The following is a 16,574-nucleotide window of genomic DNA, read 5'->3' on the forward strand; positions in this document are numbered from 1 at the left end:
GTCATGGCTCTCTCCAAGATCTGGGTCCACGTCGAGGTGAACGAGGGCACGGTCGCTCCGATCACCCTCGAGATCCTCTCCAAGGCGCGCACGCTGGCCGACACGGTCGAGGCCTTCGTCGGCGGCTCCGCCGACGGCCTGGCCGACGTCCTCGGGGCCCACGGCGCCACCAAGGTGTTCGCCACCGGCGACCTCGGCGGCGTGCTGCAGGGCGTCCACGTGGCGGCGGCGGTCGCCGCGGCCGTGGAGGCCGAGGCCCCCGATGCCATCTTCTTCGGCACCACCTACGACGGGCGCGACATCGCCGCCCGGCTGTCGGTGAAGCTGGACAAGCCGGTCATCTCGAACAACACCGGCGTCGAGCTCGACGGCGACGCCCTCAAGGTGTCCACCGAGATCTTCGGTGGCACGCAGATCGTCACCACCAAGTTCGCCGCCGGCAGCCCCGCCATCGCCCTCTTCCGCCCGAAGTCGTTCGTGGCCGAGGAGGCCGGCGGCGGCGCCGCCGAGGTGGCCGAGCTGGCCACCGGCGACACCGGCAACGCCGGCTCCGCCACGGTGCTCGACCGTCACGTCGAGGAGACCTCGGGTCCCAAGCTCGACGAGGCCGCCGTCGTGGTGGCCGGTGGTCGCGGCCTCGGCGAGTCGGACAAGTTCGACATGATCGAGCAGCTGGCCAAGCTGCTGAAGGGCGCCCCGGGCGCGTCGCGGGCGATCGTCGACGCCGGCTGGGTGCCGTACTCGTACCAGGTGGGTCAGACCGGCAAGGTCGTGAAGCCGACGGTCTACATCGCCGCCGGCATCTCCGGTGCGACCCAGCACATGGTCGGCATGAAGGGCTCCAAGAACATCGTCGCCATCAACAAGGACGAGGAGGCGCCCATCTTCGGGATCGCCGACCTCGGCATCGTGGGCGACGTGCACAAGGTGCTGCCGAAGCTCATCGAGGCCCTCCAGGCCCGCTGAGCCCACGCGTTCACCGTGAGCGGCCCCGGGCAGTGCCCGGGGCCGCTCCGCGCCCGGCACCACCCTCACCCGATCGGTTGACCACGCTCGTGTCGTCGCTCCCGCCTCCGCAGGCGCCGCCCCGCCGGGTCGGCGCGTGAGCTCCCGGAGCCCCCGCGTCCGGGGCCGTCGGGCCAAGAGGGAGCTGGCCGTGCGCCGCCAGCGCCTCGCCGCCGGCGAGGGCGTGGCCCTGCCGTGCAAGGCGCGCCGCACCACGTCCCGGGGCTGGGGGGAGTGGGTCGACGGCCGGCTCCGGCTCCCGAGCGCCGAGGGGGGCGAGGCGTCGTTCGTGGTGAACGACCCGACCGAGGTCGCCCTGGTGACCCGGCAGGGGGCGGCGCCGGTCCCCCTCGACCCGCCCCACGAGGTGCGGGTCCGGCCCGTGCGCTACAGGACGGAGGCCTTCCACGGCTCCGACGCCGAGATCATCGTGGTGACCTCCGAGCGCCGGGTGGTCGAGCTGGCCCTCCCGCCCGACGAGGTCGAGCCGGTGGCCCGCCGCCTGGCCCAGCTGCCCGTCCCCGCCGACCCCGACGAGGGCTGACACGGAAGGTGCCAGGCACCATCCGTGGCCACGGAAGGTGCCAGGCACCGTCCGTGCACCCGTCCGGCGGGGTGCTCAGCCCTCGGGGACGAGGAGGCCGCGCACCGTGCCGGCGAGGAGGTGCTCCTCCAGCACGTCGGGGTCGGGCCACGGGAGGCCCGGCTTGGCGACGAGCAGCGAGGCCAGGCCGTGGACCGACGACCAGAACAGGATGCCGACGTGCAGGGCGCCGCGCTCGGCGATCTCGGGCCGCACCCGCCCGCTGTCGATCAGCTCCTGGGAGATGCGCAGGAGCAGGGCGAAGCTGGAGCCGTCGGCCACCATCTCCTCGGCGTAGGCCTGGGCCGAGAGCTCGAAGCGGGCCATGAACATGATCCGGTAGTGCTCCGGGTGCTCGACGGCGTAGCGGATGTAGGCGCGCCCGAGCGCCACCATCTGCTCGGTGGTGTCGTCGGCGCCCAGGGCGTCCTCGAGCGCCGCCGAGAAGTCCGTGAAGCTGTGCCGGCACACCTCGAGGAGGAGCATGTCCTTGTCGGCGAAGTGCCGGTAGATCGACGGGGCGGTCACGCCGACCGCCTGGGCGACGGCGCGGATGGAGACCGCGTCCTCCGACGCGGTCTCCACCAGCAGCGCCTCGGCCGCAGCCAGGATCTCCTCCCGCAACCGCTCGCCCTCGCCGCGGCGAGAGCGGGGGCGGGCGGTCGTCGATCCTGTCTCCATCAGGCTCCTACGGGGACCGGCTCCTCGCGGGAGGGGCCGTCGGTGGGGCCCACGCTAGGCCCGGGCGGCGGATCGTCCCGATCGTCGTCGTCGAGGTCGACCGTCTCGGAGATGCCCACCCGGGCGTGGATCCACCGCATCCACCGTGGCGCCCACCAGTTGGCCTCGCCGGCCAGCCGCATGAAGGCGGGCACGAGGGTCCCCCGGATCACGAAGGCGTCCATCAGCACCGCCAGCGTCAGCCCGATGCCGAACAGCTTGATGAAGCTGACGTGGCTGGTGGCGAAGGCGAGGAACACGACGCTGATGAGGAGGGCGGCGGCGGTCACGATGCGGCCGGTGCGCTCCAGGCCCCGGGCCACCGAGCTGACGTTGTCGTGGCCGGCGTCGTGCTCCTCCTTGATGCGGGAGAGCAGGAACACCTCGTAGTCCATCGACAAGCCGAAGGCGATGCAGAACATGAGGATCGGCATCGTCGAGTCGATCGAGCCCGTGGACGTGAAGTCGAGGAACCCGGACAGGTTCCCGTCCTGGAAGATCCACACCATGGCCCCGAAGGTCGCGGTGAGGCTGAGCAGGTTGAGGACCAGCGCCTTCAACGGCACCAGGACGCTCCCGAACATGAGGAACAGGAGCACGAAGGTGATGCCGGCGATGATGGCCAGGGCCAGCGGCAGCCGGGAGAACATCGAGTCCTTGCCGTCGACCAGGGCGGCCGGCTCGCCGGCCACGAGCACCTCGAACGGGGCGTCGGTCGAGCGGATCTCCTCGACCAGCGCCTCGCCCTCGGGCGAGACCGGCTCGACCGACGGGACGACCGACATCCACGTGGCGTCGTCGCCGGCGAAGCGGGCCGTCAGCTCGGGCCCGACGGGGACGGCGGCCCCGTCGATGTAGACGCCCGTCGCAGCGTCGACCCGGGCCACGCCGTCGAGCTGGGACAGGCCGGCGGCGTAGGCGGCGATGGCCTCGTCCCGCTCGGCCCCGGTGCCCGCGGGGCTGGTGTCGGCGGCGACGACCGAGAGGGCGCCGGCCTCGTTGGAGGAGTACTCCTCGCGCAGGATGTCGTTCACCTGGCGGCTCTCGGCCGAGGCGGGCAGGACCCGGTCGTCGGGGCGGCCCAGCTCGATGTGGCGGAACGGGCTGCCGAGGGCCAGCAGCACGAGCACCACGACGGTGATGACGGGCAGGGGGCGGCGCATCACGAGGGTCGCGACCCGGTGCCAGACGCCCTCGCCGACGGGCTTGGGCTCGCGCCGACGGAGGGCCAGGGCGTCGACCCGGTGGCCGAGGACCGCCAGCACGGCGGGCAGCACGACCACGGCGGCCAGCCCGGCCAGGGCGGCCACGGCGACGCCGGCGTAGGCGAAGGACCGCAGGAAGGCCTGGGGGAAGACCAGCAGGGCGCACAGCGAGGCGGCCACGGTGAGGGCGCTGAAGGCGACGGTGCGCCCGGCGGTGCGGACCGTGCGGACGACGGCGACGGGTGGCTCGTACCCGGCCGCCAGCTCCTCCCGGTACCGCGACACCATGAACAGGCTGTAGTCGATGGCCAGGCCGAGCCCCATGGCCGTGGTCAGGTTCAGGGCGAAGATCGACACCTCGGTGACACCGGCCAGGCCCCGCAGGACGAGGAAGGTGCCGACGATCGACAGGGCGCCCATGGCGAGGGGGAGGAGGGAGGCGACGACGCCCCGGAAGATCAGCAGGAGCAGGATGATCGTGATCGGCAGGGCGATGAGCTCGGCCCGGACCAGGTCCTCCTCGATGGTGTGGTTGATGTCGGCGAAGGTCCCGGCGGCGCCGCCCATGGCGACCGTCCCGCCGTCGATCGGGCCGCTGAGCTCCTCGCGCAGCTCCTTGCCCCGCTCGACGACGTGGGACTGGTCGCCCTCGATGCGGGCCACGACGATGGCCGAGTCGCCCTCGGCGGAGCGCAGCGGCGGCGGGCGGCCGAGGGTCCAGTAGGACGCGACCTCGTCGATGTCGGGCTGGGCCTCGAGCTCGGCGACGAGGGCCTCGGCCGAGGCGGCCAGGGCGGGGGCGTCGACGTCGGTGCCGTCGTCGGCGGTGACGAGGAGCAACACGTTGGGGGCGCCCGTCCCGAACGTGTCGGCCAGGGCGTCCTCGGCGCGCGAGGACTCCGACGCGGGGTCGTCGAAGCCGCCCGAGGAGAGGTGCTCGGCGACGCCGCCGCCGACGGCGCCGGCGAGGGCGAAGCCGACGGTGGCCAGCACGAGCACGAGGACCCGGCGGCGGACGGTGAGGTGGGCGAGACGGGTGAGCATGGGTCTGATCGCTCCGCAGGGTTAACGGTGTTCAGGTAACGTCGTTAACACTCTGCTCGTCCGGGGTCGCTGTCCAGATGACGTCGGTCACCGGAGCGGGCACGACTGTTCGCGCCGCGCGCGGATGCTGGTCCCCGGACCGCCGCCACGGTCCAGCGCTGCCCATCCTCGACGTGGGGTGACATCTCTCGTCAGGAATCTCGCTGCGCTCGGTTCCTTCCTCGAACGTGGCGTGCTCGCTGCGCTCGCGCCGAAGGTCTTCCCAGAGCCGGAGGCCTCGTCCCTCGGCCCCACGGCTCTTCGTGTGGGGGTTCCCCCCACGCCCCAGCGGCTGCGCCGGGCAGACCGCGTGGCGCGGGAGCCCACCTCCTCGCTGCGACGCCGTTCGCTGCGCCTCGGTCACACCAGGGGCCAGGGGATGGCGCGGCCGGTGGGGTCGTGGGGCATCTGGCCGGCGTGGCGGACCATGCGGGCCCGGCGCAGCAGGAGCTCGATCTCCTCCTCGCGGAGCAGGTCGGTCAGGGCGGTGGGCAGGCCCCGGTCGAGGAGGGTGGCGACGGCGTCCATCAGCTCGTCGGGGATGGGGTCGCCGGCGAAGTCCCAGATCACGGTGCGGAGCCGGGCCTCGGTGGAGAAGCAGAGGCCGTTGTCGATGCCCCAGATGTGGTCGTCGGCGTCGATGAGGACGTGGCCGCCCTTGCGGTCGGTGTTGTTGGCCAGGATGTCGAACAGCCCCATGCGCAGGAGCTGGTCGTCGTAGCGGCCCTCGTCGCGCAGGACGAAGTAGTGCCGGGAGAAGTCGGCCTCGACGAAGCGTTGGAGCGAGCCGACGCCGAGGGCGTCGTCGCGCTCGACGGTGCCCGGGATGCAGTCCCAGCCCAGGGCCACGCTCAGCTCGTAGGCGGCGATCTCCCGGCGGTACAGGCCCTCGGGGAAGTCCCACAGCGGCCGCTCGCCGGCGAGCGGCTTGTACACGCCCTTGAGGCCGGGCGGGAGCGATGCGGTGGTCGTGTCCTCGTCGGGATCGGCGTCGTCCCCGCCCCGGTCCGGATCGTCCTCGTCCCACCCGTCCCCGGACTCCGGCTCGACGCACACCTCGGCCGCGATGTCGGCGACGGGATCGGGATCGCCGTCGGTGGTCGGCCGCGGCTCGTCGTCGACCTCGCCGACCGAGGCGAGGAACGTGCCGTTGCTGCTGTCGACGATGCGCCCGAGGAGCTCGAGCGGGCCGCGGCGCAACCGGTCGAGGGGCTCGGGCGGAGGCGTCGGCGGCGCCGTCTCGACCATGGTGGTCAGCGGGGGGGACCGTGGCCGTTGGTGCGGGGGCAGGCGTGGTCGGGCCCCATGGGGTGGCCGCACACGGGGCACGGCGGGCGCCCGCCCTCGACCAGCTCGACGGCGTGGTCGACCAGCGCCGTCACCTGGGCCCGGGTCAGGCGCACGCGCAGGCTGGACCGGTCGTCGCCGAGGGGGTCCTCGTCCTCGTCGTCGAGCTCGCCGATCTCCTCGATCAGGATCACGATGCGGTCGGCCACGTCGTCGTAGGCGACCGACAAGGTGCCGGCCACCCAGTCGGGCTCGTACGGCGGCGCCAGGGCCAGGTCCACGGCGGCGTCGTCGCCGCCCTCGACCGCGGGCAGGTCGGCCAGCACACCCTGGAGGTACTCGGCCAGGGCGGCCACCTGCTGCTTCTCGCACTTCACGGTGACGTGGACGGTGCCGGCCTGGGCCTGGAAGAGGAACGTGCGGGCGCCGGGCTCGCCCAGGGTGCCGGCGGTGAAGCGGTCGACGGCGTCGAAGTCGTGGCTCTCAGCCATGGGGGGTCCTGACGGGGGGACGGAGGGTCCTCGCGGGAGGTGGGGCCGCGCTCACGAGGGCACCAGGGCGGACAGGTCGCCGGCGGTCGTGTTGACGGCGAGCACGACGGTGCCGAGGTCGCCGTAGGCCACGGCGGAGATCGAGCAGGGCGACACGACGATCCGCTGGAACTGGTCGAGGTGGGCGCCCAGGGCCTCGTTGAGGGCGGCCTTGATGGGGTCGGCGTGGCTGACGAGCACGATGGTCCCGCCCGGGTGGGCGGCGACGAGCCGCCGGGTGGCCCCGACGATGCGGGCCTGCATCTCGGCGAAGGACTCGCCCCCGGGGAAGCGGAACGCGCTGGGCGCGCTCTGCACCGCCTTCCACTCCCGGAGCCGGCGGAGCTTGGCCAGCTCCGCCCCGGTCCACTCGCCGAAGTCCGCCTCGAGCAGGCCCTTGTCGACCTTGACCCGCAGCCCGAGGGCCTTGCCGATGGGGGCCGCCGTCTCCCGGGTCCGCTCGAGGGGGGAGGCGTAGACGGCGTCGACCTTCTTGAGCCCGGCGATGCGCTCCGCGGCGGCCTCGGCCTGGCTCACCCCGGCGTCGGCGAGGTGGAGGCCGGGGGCCCGGCCGGGCAGGACCGCACCGGTGGTCGGGGTCCGGCCGTGGCGCACGAACAGCACCCGGGTCGGTGGGGGAGCGCTGCGCCGGGCCATGGCTCGGCAACCTAGCGGCGGATCCCGACGCCACCTCCCGTCGCACCGCCCTCCTACGCTGGCCCGCCCATGGCTGCCGACGACTCCCTGGCCCGTCTCGAGGCCGAGATCGTCGCCTGCCGGGCCTGCCCCCGCCTGGTGGCCTGGCGCGAGCAGGTCGGCCGGGAGAAGCGGGCCGCCTTCCGGGACGAGACCTACTGGGCCCGCCCCGTCCCCGGCTTCGGTGACCCCGCCGCCCACCTGGCGATCGTCGGGCTGGCCCCGGCGGCCCACGGAGCCAACCGCACCGGGCGCATCTTCACCGGCGACCGCTCGGGCGACGTCCTCTACGCCGCCCTCCACCGGGCCGGGTACGCGTCGCAGCCGACGAGCACGCACCGCGACGACGGCCTGCGGCTCGACGGGTGCTGGATCACCTGCCCGGTCCGGTGCGCGCCGCCGGCCAACGCGGCGACGCCGGCCGAGCGCGACACGTGCCGCCCCTACCTCGAGCGCGAGCTCGCCCTGCTGACCGGGGTGCGGGTGCTCCTGGTCCTGGGCGGGTTCGGGTACCAGGTCGTCTGCGGCCTCCTCGGCGTCCGGCCCCGCCCGAAGTTCGGCCACGGGGTCGAGGTGCCGCTCCCCGACGGGCGGACGATCCTCTGCTCGTACCACGTGAGCCAGCAGAACACCTTCACCGGGCGGCTCACCCCCGCCATGCTCGACGACGTGCTGGGGCGGGCCCGGGAGCTGGGCCGGACCTGATTCCCGGGCGCTCGGGGACGACCGGTAGGTTGGACGGCCGATGTCTCGCCCCACCCCGACCCGTCCCCGCCCCACCCGGGCCCGTGCTGCCGGCCTGTTCCTGGTCGCCGCTGTCGCCCTCGGCGCCTGCTCGCACCAGCGCGACATCCCGGACGCCTACGGCGACACCACCGAGGGGAACTTCATCGAGGGCTGCGAGGTCGCGCTGACCGACGACGACGGCGCCGGTCCGGCGTTCTCGGACGACGACGCCCAGGCCGTGTGCGAGTGCTCCTACGAGGACATCTCGAACCCCGAGACGGGCATCCCCTACGAGGACTTCCGGGAGATCAACGACGAGCTCGAGCAGGAGCCCGGCCCCCTGCCGGAGGCCATCCGCGACCTCGTCCAGACCTGCGTCGACGAGAACCTGAGCTAGATCCCGACCGGTCGAGATCGGCCCGTCGGGGATCGCTCGTCCGGCGCCGAGCTAGCCCTCTGGCTGCTGGTCCGGCGCCGGCCCCTCGGCCGGGGCGGGCGCCACCGGCTCGGTCGCGGCGGTGGTCGCCTCGCCGGCCACCGGGGCGCCGGGCTTGTCGTTCCCCGGGTTCGACCCCGCCGGCGCCGGTTCCGTCGTCGCCGTCGCGTCGCGGGTCGGTGCCGCGTCCGCCGTCGGTGCGTCGGCCGTGGCCGTCGCCTCGCCCGGGGCCGGCGCGTCCCCCGCCGGGGCGGCGTCGGCCTTGGGGGCGGCGTCGGGCTTCGGTGCCTTCGGGGGGAGCGGGGGCATGCGGCGGGGGGTGTCGACGGCGACGCCCTCCTTGGGCCAGCGAGCCCGGCTCTTGCGGGCCAGCTTGTGCATGAGGGCGATGGCGCCGGGGTCGTCGTCGCCGGGGCGCGTCTCGATGCGGCCGGCGGCGGCGAGGCGTTGGATCACCTCGCGCCCCAGCTCGGTGCGGACGATGGTCAGCGTCCAGTCGTTGAACTTGCCGATGCCGCCGGTGGAGATGTCGGCGTGCTCGGCGGCGAAGTCGGGGCAGTGGTTGCAGCCCTCGCGGGTCCAGGCGTGGCACTCCTTGAGCGGCACCTCGTGGTAGGTGCTGTCGTGGGTCCAGATCTGGAAGACGCCCTTGATGTTGACCTTCTTGATCATCGCCCGGGTCAGGCCGTACTTGGCCTCGAAGAGCTCCTCGAAGATGGCGTCGTCGAAGGTCTTCGAGCACAGCAGGCCGATGTTGAACTTGAACGGCTTGCCGACCTTTCCGATCTTGCGGGACCACATCACCGGCGGCACCGAGCTCTGGCAGCTCATCCCCACCAGGGCCAGGTTCTCCAGGCCCCGCTCCTGGGCCTCGGGCAGGGCCAGGGTGTTGGCCGAGTAGGTGTAGCGGCTCCCGGCCGAGGCCATGATCTCCTCGGGTGTGGTGGCCACCCCGGGCTTGGCGACCCACGTCGAGCCGTCGCCCTCGAGATAGCTGACCAGGGCGCCGTCGATGTACTTCTCCTCCAGCAGCCACAGGAGCATGGCCGAGACCAGCCCGCCGTCCTGGCCCGCCTCGTGGACCCCGTCGTCGACCGCCCGGGTGAGGAGGATGTCGGAGTAGATCCCCGACAGCTCGTCGGTCTCGCGCACCCGGCCGAAGAGGTGCTCGTCGGCCTGGGTCTCCCACATCTGGTAGCGGGGGCACGCCCGGGTGCACGACGTGCAGCCCTTCTCCCCGTGGATGCAGTTGTCCTTCCCCAGCTCCTCCTCGAGGTGGAACGGCTTGTAGCCGCCCTGCACGTGGTCGTAGCCGATCACGTCGTGGGGACACGCGATCACGCACCCGGCGCACCCGGTGCACAGCCCGGAGGTGATGACCTCCTCGTAGAGCTCCTTCCACTGCGCCGTCCATCGGGCGGCCTTCGCAGGAGGAGCCTCGGTCGACGGTGGATCGGCGACGACGTCGGTCATGGGCCGCAGGTTAGGCCCGGTCCGGTGGCACCCCGCCCGAACCGGTGATCAGATCGGAGCGGTTCGCCGCCGGATCCGGGTCACCGTTCGGGAACGGAACGGGGGCCTCGGGACTCGTCGGGAGGTGATGCAGGTGACCGACGACCCCGAGGCGAGGACCATGACGCCGCTTCCCCTGGCCGCCGTGCCGGCCCCGGAGGGGCCGGGCTACGGCGGCTTCGACGAGATGTTCGCCGCCGAGCGGGTCCCGATGACCCGTCTCGCCTACCTGCTGGTGGGATCCGAGGCCGTGGCCGAGGAGGTCGTCCAGGACGCCTTCGCCCAGGTCTACGAGCGCTGGGAGCGGCTCGACCGACCCGGCGGGTACCTGCGGACGTGCGTGGTCCACGGGGCCCGCCGGGCCGGCAAGCGCCGCAGCCGCGAGCTGCGGGTCGTCCACGAGTCGCCCGAGCCCGCCGCCCTCGACGCCCGGGAGCTGCTCGACGCCCTCGCCCGGCTGCGGCCGGCGTGGCGGGCCGTCGTGGTGCTGCGGTTCTACGGGGACATGACCCAGGACGAGATCGCCGATGTGCTCGACATGCGGGTGGGCACGGTGAAGTCCACCCTGCACCGAGCGCTCGGCCAGCTGCGAGAGGAGATCGCCCGATGAGCACCGACACCGACACCCACGGGGCCTTCGAGGCCGCCCTGGCCGCCCGCATGAGCGCAGCCACCGAGACCGTCACCGCCGCCGGCGTCACCCGCGAGGGCATCGACCAGCGCCTCGCCGCCCGCCAGGCCGCCCGCCGGCGCCGCCAGGGCGGGATGGCGGTCCTCGCCGCCGCCGTCCTCGTGATCGTCGGCGCCATCGGCCTGTTCACCCTCGGCGGTGGCGACGACTCCGGCAGCCCGGTCGTGGCCGACGGCGGCGGCACCACCGAGGCGCCCTCCCCGTCGACCGAACCGCCGAGCACCCAGGCCCCGACGACCGCGGCGTGCGCCCCCGCCTTCATCCCGGGTGCGGACGAGCCCCTGACGGACCCGGAGTGCGAGGCGGGGCCGCCCACCACGGCGCCGTCGGCCACCGATGCCCCTGCGCCGGCGGCCGAGCCGCCGACGACGGTCACGCCGAGCACCGACGTCCCGCCGTCGACGAGCCCGCCGGCGACCGATCCGCCGAGCACCGCCGTCCCCCCGGCCCTCGTCCCGGGCCAGGCGTGCGCCCCGGGCTCGTCGCCCGACTGCATCGACCCCGAGGGCGACGGCTCGCACGTGTACCTGATCGGCGGGGCCGACTGCATGGCGTCTCCGATCGGCGGCTCGCAGTGCGCCGACCTCGACGGCGACGGGAACGCCGGCTACCCCGACCAGGGCTGACCCACCCTTCTGGCAACCCTCATCCACCCACCAGGTGGATGCGGGTTGCCAGAACGCGTCACGATGGCCCGATGGACCTGACCTACCCCCCCGAGGCCGAGGAGTTCCGCACCGAGATCCGGGGGTGGCTCGAGGAGAACCTGCCGGAGGGCTGGTTCGACGAGGGCTTCGAGATGACGCCCGACGAGCGCAAGGCGTTCACCGAGGAGTGGACCGAGAAGCTGTTCGCCGGCGGGTGGATCTGCGCCACCTGGCCCCAGGAGTACGGCGGCAAGGGCCTCTCGCTGATCCAGGGCGTGGTCCTCTCCGAGGAGTTCTCCCGGGCCAAGGCGCCCATGCGGGCCGACTTCTTCGGCGACACGCTCGTCGGCCCCACGATCCTCCAGTACGGCACCGAGGAGCAGAAGAAGCAGTTCCTCCCGCAGATCCTCAAGGGCGAGGTGCGCTGGTGCCAGGGCTTCTCCGAGCCCGAGAGCGGCTCGGACCTGGCGTCACTGAAGACCAAGGCCGTCCTCGACGGCGACGAGTGGGTCATCACCGGGCAGAAGGTCTGGACGACGCAGGCCCAGTTCGCCGACTACTGCTTCCTCCTCGCTCGCACCGACCCGGACGTCAAGAAGCAGGCCGGCATCTCCTACCTGCTCGTGCCCATGCAGCAGGACGGCATCGAGGTGCGGGGGATCGTCCAGCCCGACGGCACCGACGAGTTCAACGAGGTGTTCTTCGACGGCGCCCGGTGCCCCAAGGAGAACGTCCTCGGCGGCGTGAACAACGGCTGGACCGTGGCCAACTCGACGCTCGGCTTCGAGCGGGGCATGTCCGCCACGACCGGGCACCGCCGCTTCGAGGAGGAGTGGCGCCTCCTCGTCGAGCAGGCCCAGGCCAACGGCAAGATCGCCGATCCCATCGTCCGCCAGGGCCTGGCCCGCTACCACTCCAAGATCCAGATCCTCCGCATCAACGGCCTGCGGAACCTGACCGCCAACCTGACCGGCGAGAAGGACATGGGGGTGGCCGCCCTCGGCGCCACCAACAAGATGTTCTGGTCGGAGATGCACAAGGAGGCCATGGAGCTGGCCCTCGACATCTTCGGCACCGAGTCCCTGCTCTCGACGGTCGGGCCCGAGAAGGGCTCCTGGCCGGCGACGGCCCGCACCCAGGGTCGCGCGGCCTACCCGGTGAGCCCCATGGTGTCGTCGTTCTTCTTCAGCCGGTCCGAGACCATCTGGGGCGGCACGTCGCAGATCCAGCGCAACATCGTCGGCGAGAAGGTCCTCGGCCTGCCCCGCGAGCCCAAGCCGCCGGCCAAGGGCTGATCCTGGCGCACCCCCGGCGGCGCGCCCGTCCCTCCTCCACACTGAGAGGGTGATCCGGCGACGCGTCCTCGCGCTCGTCGCCGTGGCGTCGCTGCTCCTGGGGTGCGGCTCGTCCCCGTCGGACGACGACGGGGCTCGGGGATCGACCACGACGGCGGCGACCACGACGATCGGTGACGACGCCGGGGCGGGCGCGTCGACGTCCGCCCCGACGACCACCACCGAGGCGCCGGGACCGGTGGCCGAGCTGCCCCGCGGCGGCACCGAGATCTTCCCGGCCTTCCGCGTCGTCGCCCAGTACGGCAACGCCCAGGCCCCGGTGATGGGGGTGCTCGGCGAGGTGCCGCCCGAGCAGGCCGCCGCCCGGGTGCAGGCCGCAGCCGACCCCTTCGCCACACCGGACCGGCCGGTGCTGCCGGCCTTCGAGCTCATCGTCACCGTGGCCCAGGGCGCCCCCGGCCCGACGGGGACCTACTCGACCCCGACGCCGATGGAGCTGGTGCGCCCGTGGCTCGAGGCGGCGCGCGCCGCGGACATGCTGCTGGTCCTCGACCTCCAGCCCGGCACCGGCGACTTCCTGACCGACGCCCGGCGGTTCGAGGAGCTGCTCCGCCAACCCGACGTCGGCCTCGCCCTCGACCCCGAGTGGCGGATGGCGCCGGGCCAGGTCCCGGGCCAGGTGGTCGGCGGGGTCGACGCCGCCGAGGTCAACGAGGTCTCGGCCTGGCTGGCTGCCATCGTGGCCGAGGAGCGCCTGCCCCAGAAGCTGTTCGTGATCCACCGCTTCACCGACCAGATGGTGCGCGACGCCGACCAGGTCGAGGATCGACCCGGGCTGGCCACCGTGTTCCACGTCGACGGGTTCGGGGGACGGTCGGTGAAGCTCCGGAAGCTCGACCAGCTCCGCGGGCCGTACTGGACCGGGTTCAAGCTGTTCCTCGACGAGGACACCGACCTCTTCCAGCCGGCCGAGGTCCTGGCCCTCCCCGACCCGCCCGACCTCGTGACCTACCAGTAGCGAGCCCGGCCGCTCCGTTCGGACAGGACGGGCGGTGGCTGGCAGGATCGGCGGCGTGGACCTCTCCCTGCCGCCCGAGCTGGAGTCGCTGGCCGCCGAGGCCCGAGAGCTGGGGGAGGAGTGGGCGGCACGGAGCGAGATCGCCGAGGAGTCGTGGATCGTCGGCCACGACAGCGAGGTGGCCAAGGCCCTGGCCGAGCGGGGCTGGCTGGGCATGACCTGGCCCGTCGAGCACGGCGGGGGCGGTCGATCGGTGCTGGAGCGCTTCGTCGTCTACGAGGCCCTGATCAGCGCCGGCGCCCCCATCGCGGCGTCGTGGTTCGCCGACCGCCAGATCGGGCCGACGCTGCTGGAGTTCGGGACGCCGGACCAGCAGGCGCGGTTCCTGCCCGGGATGCTCTCGGGGGACGCCATGTGGGGCATCGGCATGAGCGAGCCCGACGCCGGGTCCGACGTGGCGTCGATCCGGACCCGGGCCGTCCGCGACGGCGACGAGTTCGTCGTCGACGGCCAGAAGGTGTGGACCAGCGGCGCCGCCCACGCCGACTTCGTGTACCTCGTCGCCCGCACCGACCCCGACGCCCCGCCCCACAAGGGCCTGTCGGAGCTGATCGTCGACCTGCGCTCGCCGGGCGTCACCGTCGAGCCGATCCTCGACATGACCGGCAGCCGCCACTTCTGCGAGGTGTACTTCGACGGCGTCCGGGTCCCGGCCGCCAACCTGGTGGGCCAGCTCAACGGCAGCTTCAAGCAGATCATGCGGCAGATGGAGCACGAGCGGGGCGGCATCGACCGGCTGGTGTCGAACCGCCGGCTGTACGAGGACGTGCTGCCCCTCGCCGACCTCACCGACCTGCGGGTGCGCGAGGAGGTGGCCCACCTCGAGACCGGGTACCGCCTCGGCCGGCTGCTCGTCCTGCGCGAGGTCCTGGGCCAGGCGCCCAAGGGCTTCTCGGCCGCCACCAAGACGTTCTGCACCGAGCACGAGGTGCGCGTCGCCGCCTTCGTCGCCAAGGTCCTCGGTCCCGCCGCCACCCTGGCCACGCCCGGGCTCCGCTTCCGGGCGTCGCGCAACATCGCCTACGGCCCGGCCTACACGATCATGGGCGGCACCGCCGAGATCCTCCGCAACATCCTGGCCGAGCGCGTCCTCGGCCTCCCCCGCTGACCCCACGCCCCACGAACCTTGTCCGGAAGTCCCCCTCCGTGGCCGGGTTCCGGACAACGTTCGATGATCGCCCCTCCTGAGGAGCCCGCTGTGCCCATCTCCCTCGACCGTGCCGACGGCGTGGCCACCATCACGGTGGCCAACCCCGGCCTCCGCAACGCCCTCGACGTCTCGCTCGCCGGTGACCTGATCGCCGCCTGCGAGGAGGTCGACGCCGACCCGTCGATCGGGGCCGCCGTGGTGCAGGGCGCCGACGGCACCTTCTGCTCGGGCGCCGACCGCAGCCTGCTCGACGCCAAGGTCGACCAGGCGGGCGAGCCCCAGTACCCGTCGATGGGCCTGATCTACGAGTCGTTCCACCGGGTCGGGAAGCTGGCCGTCCCCGTCGTCGGGGCCATCCGGGGCGCCGTGGTGGGGGCGGGCACCAACCTCATGCTGGCCACCGACCTGCGGGTCGTCGCCGACGACGCCAAGGTGCTGGCCGGGTTCCTCCGCATCGGCCTCCACCCCGGAGGCGGCTTCTTCACCCTGGCCGGCCGGGCCGGGGGGCGGGAGACCGCCGCCGCCCTCGGCCTGTTCGGCGAGATGCTGGTCGGCCAGGCCGTCGTCGACGCCGGGCTGGCGTGGGAGGCGGTGCCCGACGCCGACGTGGAGGACCGGGCCCACGCCCTGGCCGCCGTCGCCGCCGCCGACCCGGAGCTGGCCCGGGTGGCCGTCGAGACCTACCGGCGCGAGCTGGGCCCGCCGGCCATCCCCTGGGACGTCGCCATCGGCTACGAGCGCCCCAGCCAGATGTGGAGCCTGACCCGCCGGGCGGCCAAGGCTGACGGCTGATCCGCCCGACCTGCGACACCCCCCACCACGCCACGCCCGGCCAGGAAGACCCTGGCCTCCTGGCGCAGGGACGGGGTCGGCGCAGGAACGGGCGAGGTGACGGCGAAGGGCTCCGGGTGACCTCGGCCCCGGCGCGCTCCGACGACCTGCCCGACCTGCCCCTCGGGACGGACAGCGTCACCTGGCGGGTGTCGTGCGAGCCCGCCTTCCTCCTGCCGTCCGGTCCCCGGGCCCTGCTCCTCCAGGTCGCCCACCCCGCCGTGTCCGCCGGCGTGGCCGACCACTCCGACTACGAGAGCCGGCCCTGGAAGCGCCTCATCGGCACCATCGACGTGATGAACAAGCTCTCCTTCGGGACGCCCGAGGGCTCGGCCCGTCAGGCGCAGCAGCTGCGCGGGCGTCACGCCGAGATCACCGGCACCCGGCCCGACGGGCAGCCCTACCGGGCCCTCGACGCCGACAACATGCTGTGGGTCTGGGCGACCCTCCTCGACACGCTGGTCGTCAGCTACGAGCGCTACGTCCGCCGCCTGGCCGACGACGAGCGGGACCAGCTCTACCGCGAGTGGCAGGCCATCGGACGGGCCTGCGGGGTGCCGTTGGGCCGCATGCCGGCGACGTGGGACGCCTTCACCGCCTACGTCGCCGAGGTGGTCGCCACCGACCTGGGCCCCACCGAGACGGCCGTCGCCGTGGCCGACCAGATCGTCCGCCCGCCGATCCCCCGGCCGCTCGGGCCCACGGTCGGCCGCGGCCTGGCCGCCGTGACCAGCCCGGTGCTCCCACCTGGCCTCCGGGCCGGCCTCGGGCTGGGGGAGCCGTCGCCGGCCGCCGACCGCCTGGCCGCCCTCGCCCGCCGGGTCGCGTCGGCCACCCCGGGCCGGGTCCGTCGCGCCCCCCTCGCGGTCGCCCTCACCGTGTGGTCGCGGCCCTTGCGTCTGCCCTGGCCCGCCTTCGCTCACCGGTGAGGGGCGCCGTGACGGCGGGGGCGCCGAACCGCTGACGCCGCGCTCACGGCCGCCGATGGACCGGCCTCCACCGTCACCCGGCTGAGCACGCCGGCGGTGCGCCCGCACGGCGACGCCCGGCCCACGAACGCTGGGCCCGAACCCGGTGACGGCACGACACCCGCGCATCA

17 protein-coding genes are annotated in these 16,574 nt (G+C 73.6%); 11 read left to right on the forward strand and 6 right to left on the reverse strand.

The genetic code is table 11. From position 1 onward, the window contains the following. The first annotated feature begins 3 nt into the window (after positions 1-3). Both HC251_RS03155 and HC251_RS03160 read left to right on the forward strand, forming a co-directional pair. Positions 4-966 carry an electron transfer flavoprotein subunit alpha/FixB family protein gene (locus HC251_RS03155; protein ID WP_219943871.1) on the forward strand — a complete coding sequence of 321 codons (963 nt, stop codon included), beginning with the start codon at positions 4-6 and terminating at the stop codon, positions 964-966. 136 nt (positions 967-1,102) lie between these two features. After that, entirely contained in the window at positions 1,103-1,549 is a 447-nt protein-coding gene (locus HC251_RS03160) for a hypothetical protein (protein ID WP_219943872.1), read from the forward strand. 75 nt (positions 1,550-1,624) lie between these two features. Here HC251_RS03160 and HC251_RS03165 read toward each other — a convergent pair whose 3' ends face one another. From HC251_RS03165 to HC251_RS03185, 5 genes are all read right to left on the reverse strand, one after another. Continuing rightward, positions 1,625-2,269, reverse strand: a complete 645-nt coding sequence (locus tag HC251_RS03165) for a TetR/AcrR family transcriptional regulator (RefSeq protein WP_219943873.1) — start codon at positions 2,267-2,269, stop codon at positions 1,625-1,627. Beyond that, positions 2,269-4,557 carry an MMPL family transporter gene (locus HC251_RS03170; RefSeq protein ID WP_219943874.1) on the reverse strand — a complete coding sequence of 763 codons (2,289 nt, stop codon included), beginning with the start codon at positions 4,555-4,557 and terminating at the stop codon, positions 2,269-2,271. The genes HC251_RS03165 and HC251_RS03170 overlap by 1 nt, the downstream gene beginning before the upstream one ends. A 399-nt stretch (positions 4,558-4,956) precedes the next feature. Next, positions 4,957-5,844 (reverse strand): SCO1664 family protein, encoded by an 888-nt coding sequence (locus HC251_RS03175; RefSeq protein ID WP_219943875.1) that lies wholly within the window; start codon positions 5,842-5,844, stop codon positions 4,957-4,959. A gap of 5 nt (positions 5,845-5,849) precedes the next feature. Further along, complete coding sequence (locus HC251_RS03180; RefSeq protein WP_219943876.1) at positions 5,850-6,374, reverse strand: DUF3090 family protein; 525 nt, start codon at positions 6,372-6,374, stop codon at positions 5,850-5,852. 51 nt (positions 6,375-6,425) lie between these two features. Beyond that, entirely contained in the window at positions 6,426-7,070 is a 645-nt protein-coding gene (locus HC251_RS03185) for an MSMEG_4193 family putative phosphomutase (protein WP_219943877.1), read from the reverse strand. Positions 7,071-7,139: 69 nt separating this feature from the next. Here HC251_RS03185 and HC251_RS03190 point away from each other — a divergent pair, with 69 nt between their 5' ends. Both HC251_RS03190 and HC251_RS03195 read left to right on the forward strand, forming a co-directional pair. Beyond that, positions 7,140-7,814 (forward strand): uracil-DNA glycosylase, encoded by a 675-nt coding sequence (locus tag HC251_RS03190; protein WP_219943878.1) that lies wholly within the window; start codon positions 7,140-7,142, stop codon positions 7,812-7,814. Positions 7,815-7,854: 40 nt separating this feature from the next. Then, positions 7,855-8,232 carry a hypothetical protein gene (locus HC251_RS03195; protein ID WP_219943879.1) on the forward strand — a complete coding sequence of 126 codons (378 nt, stop codon included), beginning with the start codon at positions 7,855-7,857 and terminating at the stop codon, positions 8,230-8,232. 51 nt (positions 8,233-8,283) lie between these two features. On the opposite strand, the gene HC251_RS03200 is transcribed toward HC251_RS03195, so the two are convergent. Further along, a complete protein-coding gene (locus HC251_RS03200; protein WP_219943880.1) occupies positions 8,284-9,744 on the reverse strand; it encodes a Coenzyme F420 hydrogenase/dehydrogenase, beta subunit C-terminal domain in 1,461 nt (486 codons plus the stop codon). A 160-nt stretch (positions 9,745-9,904) separates the two neighbouring features. Between HC251_RS03200 and HC251_RS03205 the strand changes: the two genes are divergently transcribed. The 7 genes from HC251_RS03205 (at position 9,905) to HC251_RS03235 (ending at position 16,404) form a co-directional block, all read left to right on the forward strand. Further along, entirely contained in the window at positions 9,905-10,393 is a 489-nt protein-coding gene (locus HC251_RS03205; RefSeq protein WP_219943881.1) for an RNA polymerase sigma factor, read from the forward strand. Continuing rightward, on the forward strand, positions 10,390-11,100 hold the full coding sequence (locus HC251_RS03210) for a hypothetical protein (protein ID WP_219943882.1): 711 nt from the start codon (positions 10,390-10,392) through the stop codon (positions 11,098-11,100). The genes HC251_RS03205 and HC251_RS03210 overlap by 4 nt, the downstream gene beginning before the upstream one ends. Positions 11,101-11,171: 71 nt before the next feature. Continuing rightward, complete coding sequence (locus tag HC251_RS03215) at positions 11,172-12,416, forward strand: acyl-CoA dehydrogenase family protein (RefSeq protein WP_219943883.1); 1,245 nt, start codon at positions 11,172-11,174, stop codon at positions 12,414-12,416. 49 nt (positions 12,417-12,465) lie between these two features. Then, a complete protein-coding gene (locus HC251_RS03220) occupies positions 12,466-13,434 on the forward strand; it encodes a hypothetical protein (RefSeq protein ID WP_219943884.1) in 969 nt (322 codons plus the stop codon). 55 nt (positions 13,435-13,489) lie between these two features. Then, complete coding sequence (locus HC251_RS03225; protein WP_219943885.1) at positions 13,490-14,602, forward strand: acyl-CoA dehydrogenase family protein; 1,113 nt, start codon at positions 13,490-13,492, stop codon at positions 14,600-14,602. A gap of 90 nt (positions 14,603-14,692) precedes the next feature. After that, positions 14,693-15,436, forward strand: coding sequence for an enoyl-CoA hydratase/isomerase family protein (locus tag HC251_RS03230; protein ID WP_219943886.1), 744 nt, complete (start codon positions 14,693-14,695; stop codon positions 15,434-15,436). A gap of 116 nt (positions 15,437-15,552) precedes the next feature. Next, positions 15,553-16,404, forward strand: coding sequence for an oxygenase MpaB family protein (locus HC251_RS03235; protein WP_219943887.1), 852 nt, complete (start codon positions 15,553-15,555; stop codon positions 16,402-16,404). Positions 16,405-16,574: the final 170 nt, after the last annotated feature.

It is taken from the genome of Iamia sp. SCSIO 61187 (assembly GCF_019443745.1).
Taxonomy (GTDB): domain Bacteria; phylum Actinomycetota; class Acidimicrobiia; order Acidimicrobiales; family Iamiaceae; genus Iamia.

Bases quoted from the DNA above. Each gene is read 5' to 3' on its own strand.
- HC251_RS03155 (WP_219943871.1), top strand. From the start codon at position 4: ATGGCTCTCTCCAAGATCTGGGTCCACGTCGAGGTGAACGAGGGCACG.
- HC251_RS03165 (WP_219943873.1), bottom strand. From the start codon at position 2,269: ATGGAGACAGGATCGACGACCGCCCGCCCCCGCTCTCGCCGCGGCGAG.
- HC251_RS03170 (WP_219943874.1), bottom strand. From the start codon at position 4,557: ATGCTCACCCGTCTCGCCCACCTCACCGTCCGCCGCCGGGTCCTCGTG.
- HC251_RS03175 (WP_219943875.1), bottom strand. From the start codon at position 5,844: ATGGTCGAGACGGCGCCGCCGACGCCTCCGCCCGAGCCCCTCGACCGG.
- HC251_RS03180 (WP_219943876.1), bottom strand. From the start codon at position 6,374: ATGGCTGAGAGCCACGACTTCGACGCCGTCGACCGCTTCACCGCCGGC.
- HC251_RS03185 (WP_219943877.1), bottom strand. From the start codon at position 7,070: ATGGCCCGGCGCAGCGCTCCCCCACCGACCCGGGTGCTGTTCGTGCGC.
- HC251_RS03190 (WP_219943878.1), top strand. From the start codon at position 7,140: ATGGCTGCCGACGACTCCCTGGCCCGTCTCGAGGCCGAGATCGTCGCC.
- HC251_RS03195 (WP_219943879.1), top strand. From the start codon at position 7,855: ATGTCTCGCCCCACCCCGACCCGTCCCCGCCCCACCCGGGCCCGTGCT.
- HC251_RS03200 (WP_219943880.1), bottom strand. From the start codon at position 9,744: ATGACCGACGTCGTCGCCGATCCACCGTCGACCGAGGCTCCTCCTGCG.
- HC251_RS03205 (WP_219943881.1), top strand. From the start codon at position 9,905: ATGACGCCGCTTCCCCTGGCCGCCGTGCCGGCCCCGGAGGGGCCGGGC.
- HC251_RS03210 (WP_219943882.1), top strand. From the start codon at position 10,390: ATGAGCACCGACACCGACACCCACGGGGCCTTCGAGGCCGCCCTGGCC.
- HC251_RS03215 (WP_219943883.1), top strand. From the start codon at position 11,172: ATGGACCTGACCTACCCCCCCGAGGCCGAGGAGTTCCGCACCGAGATC.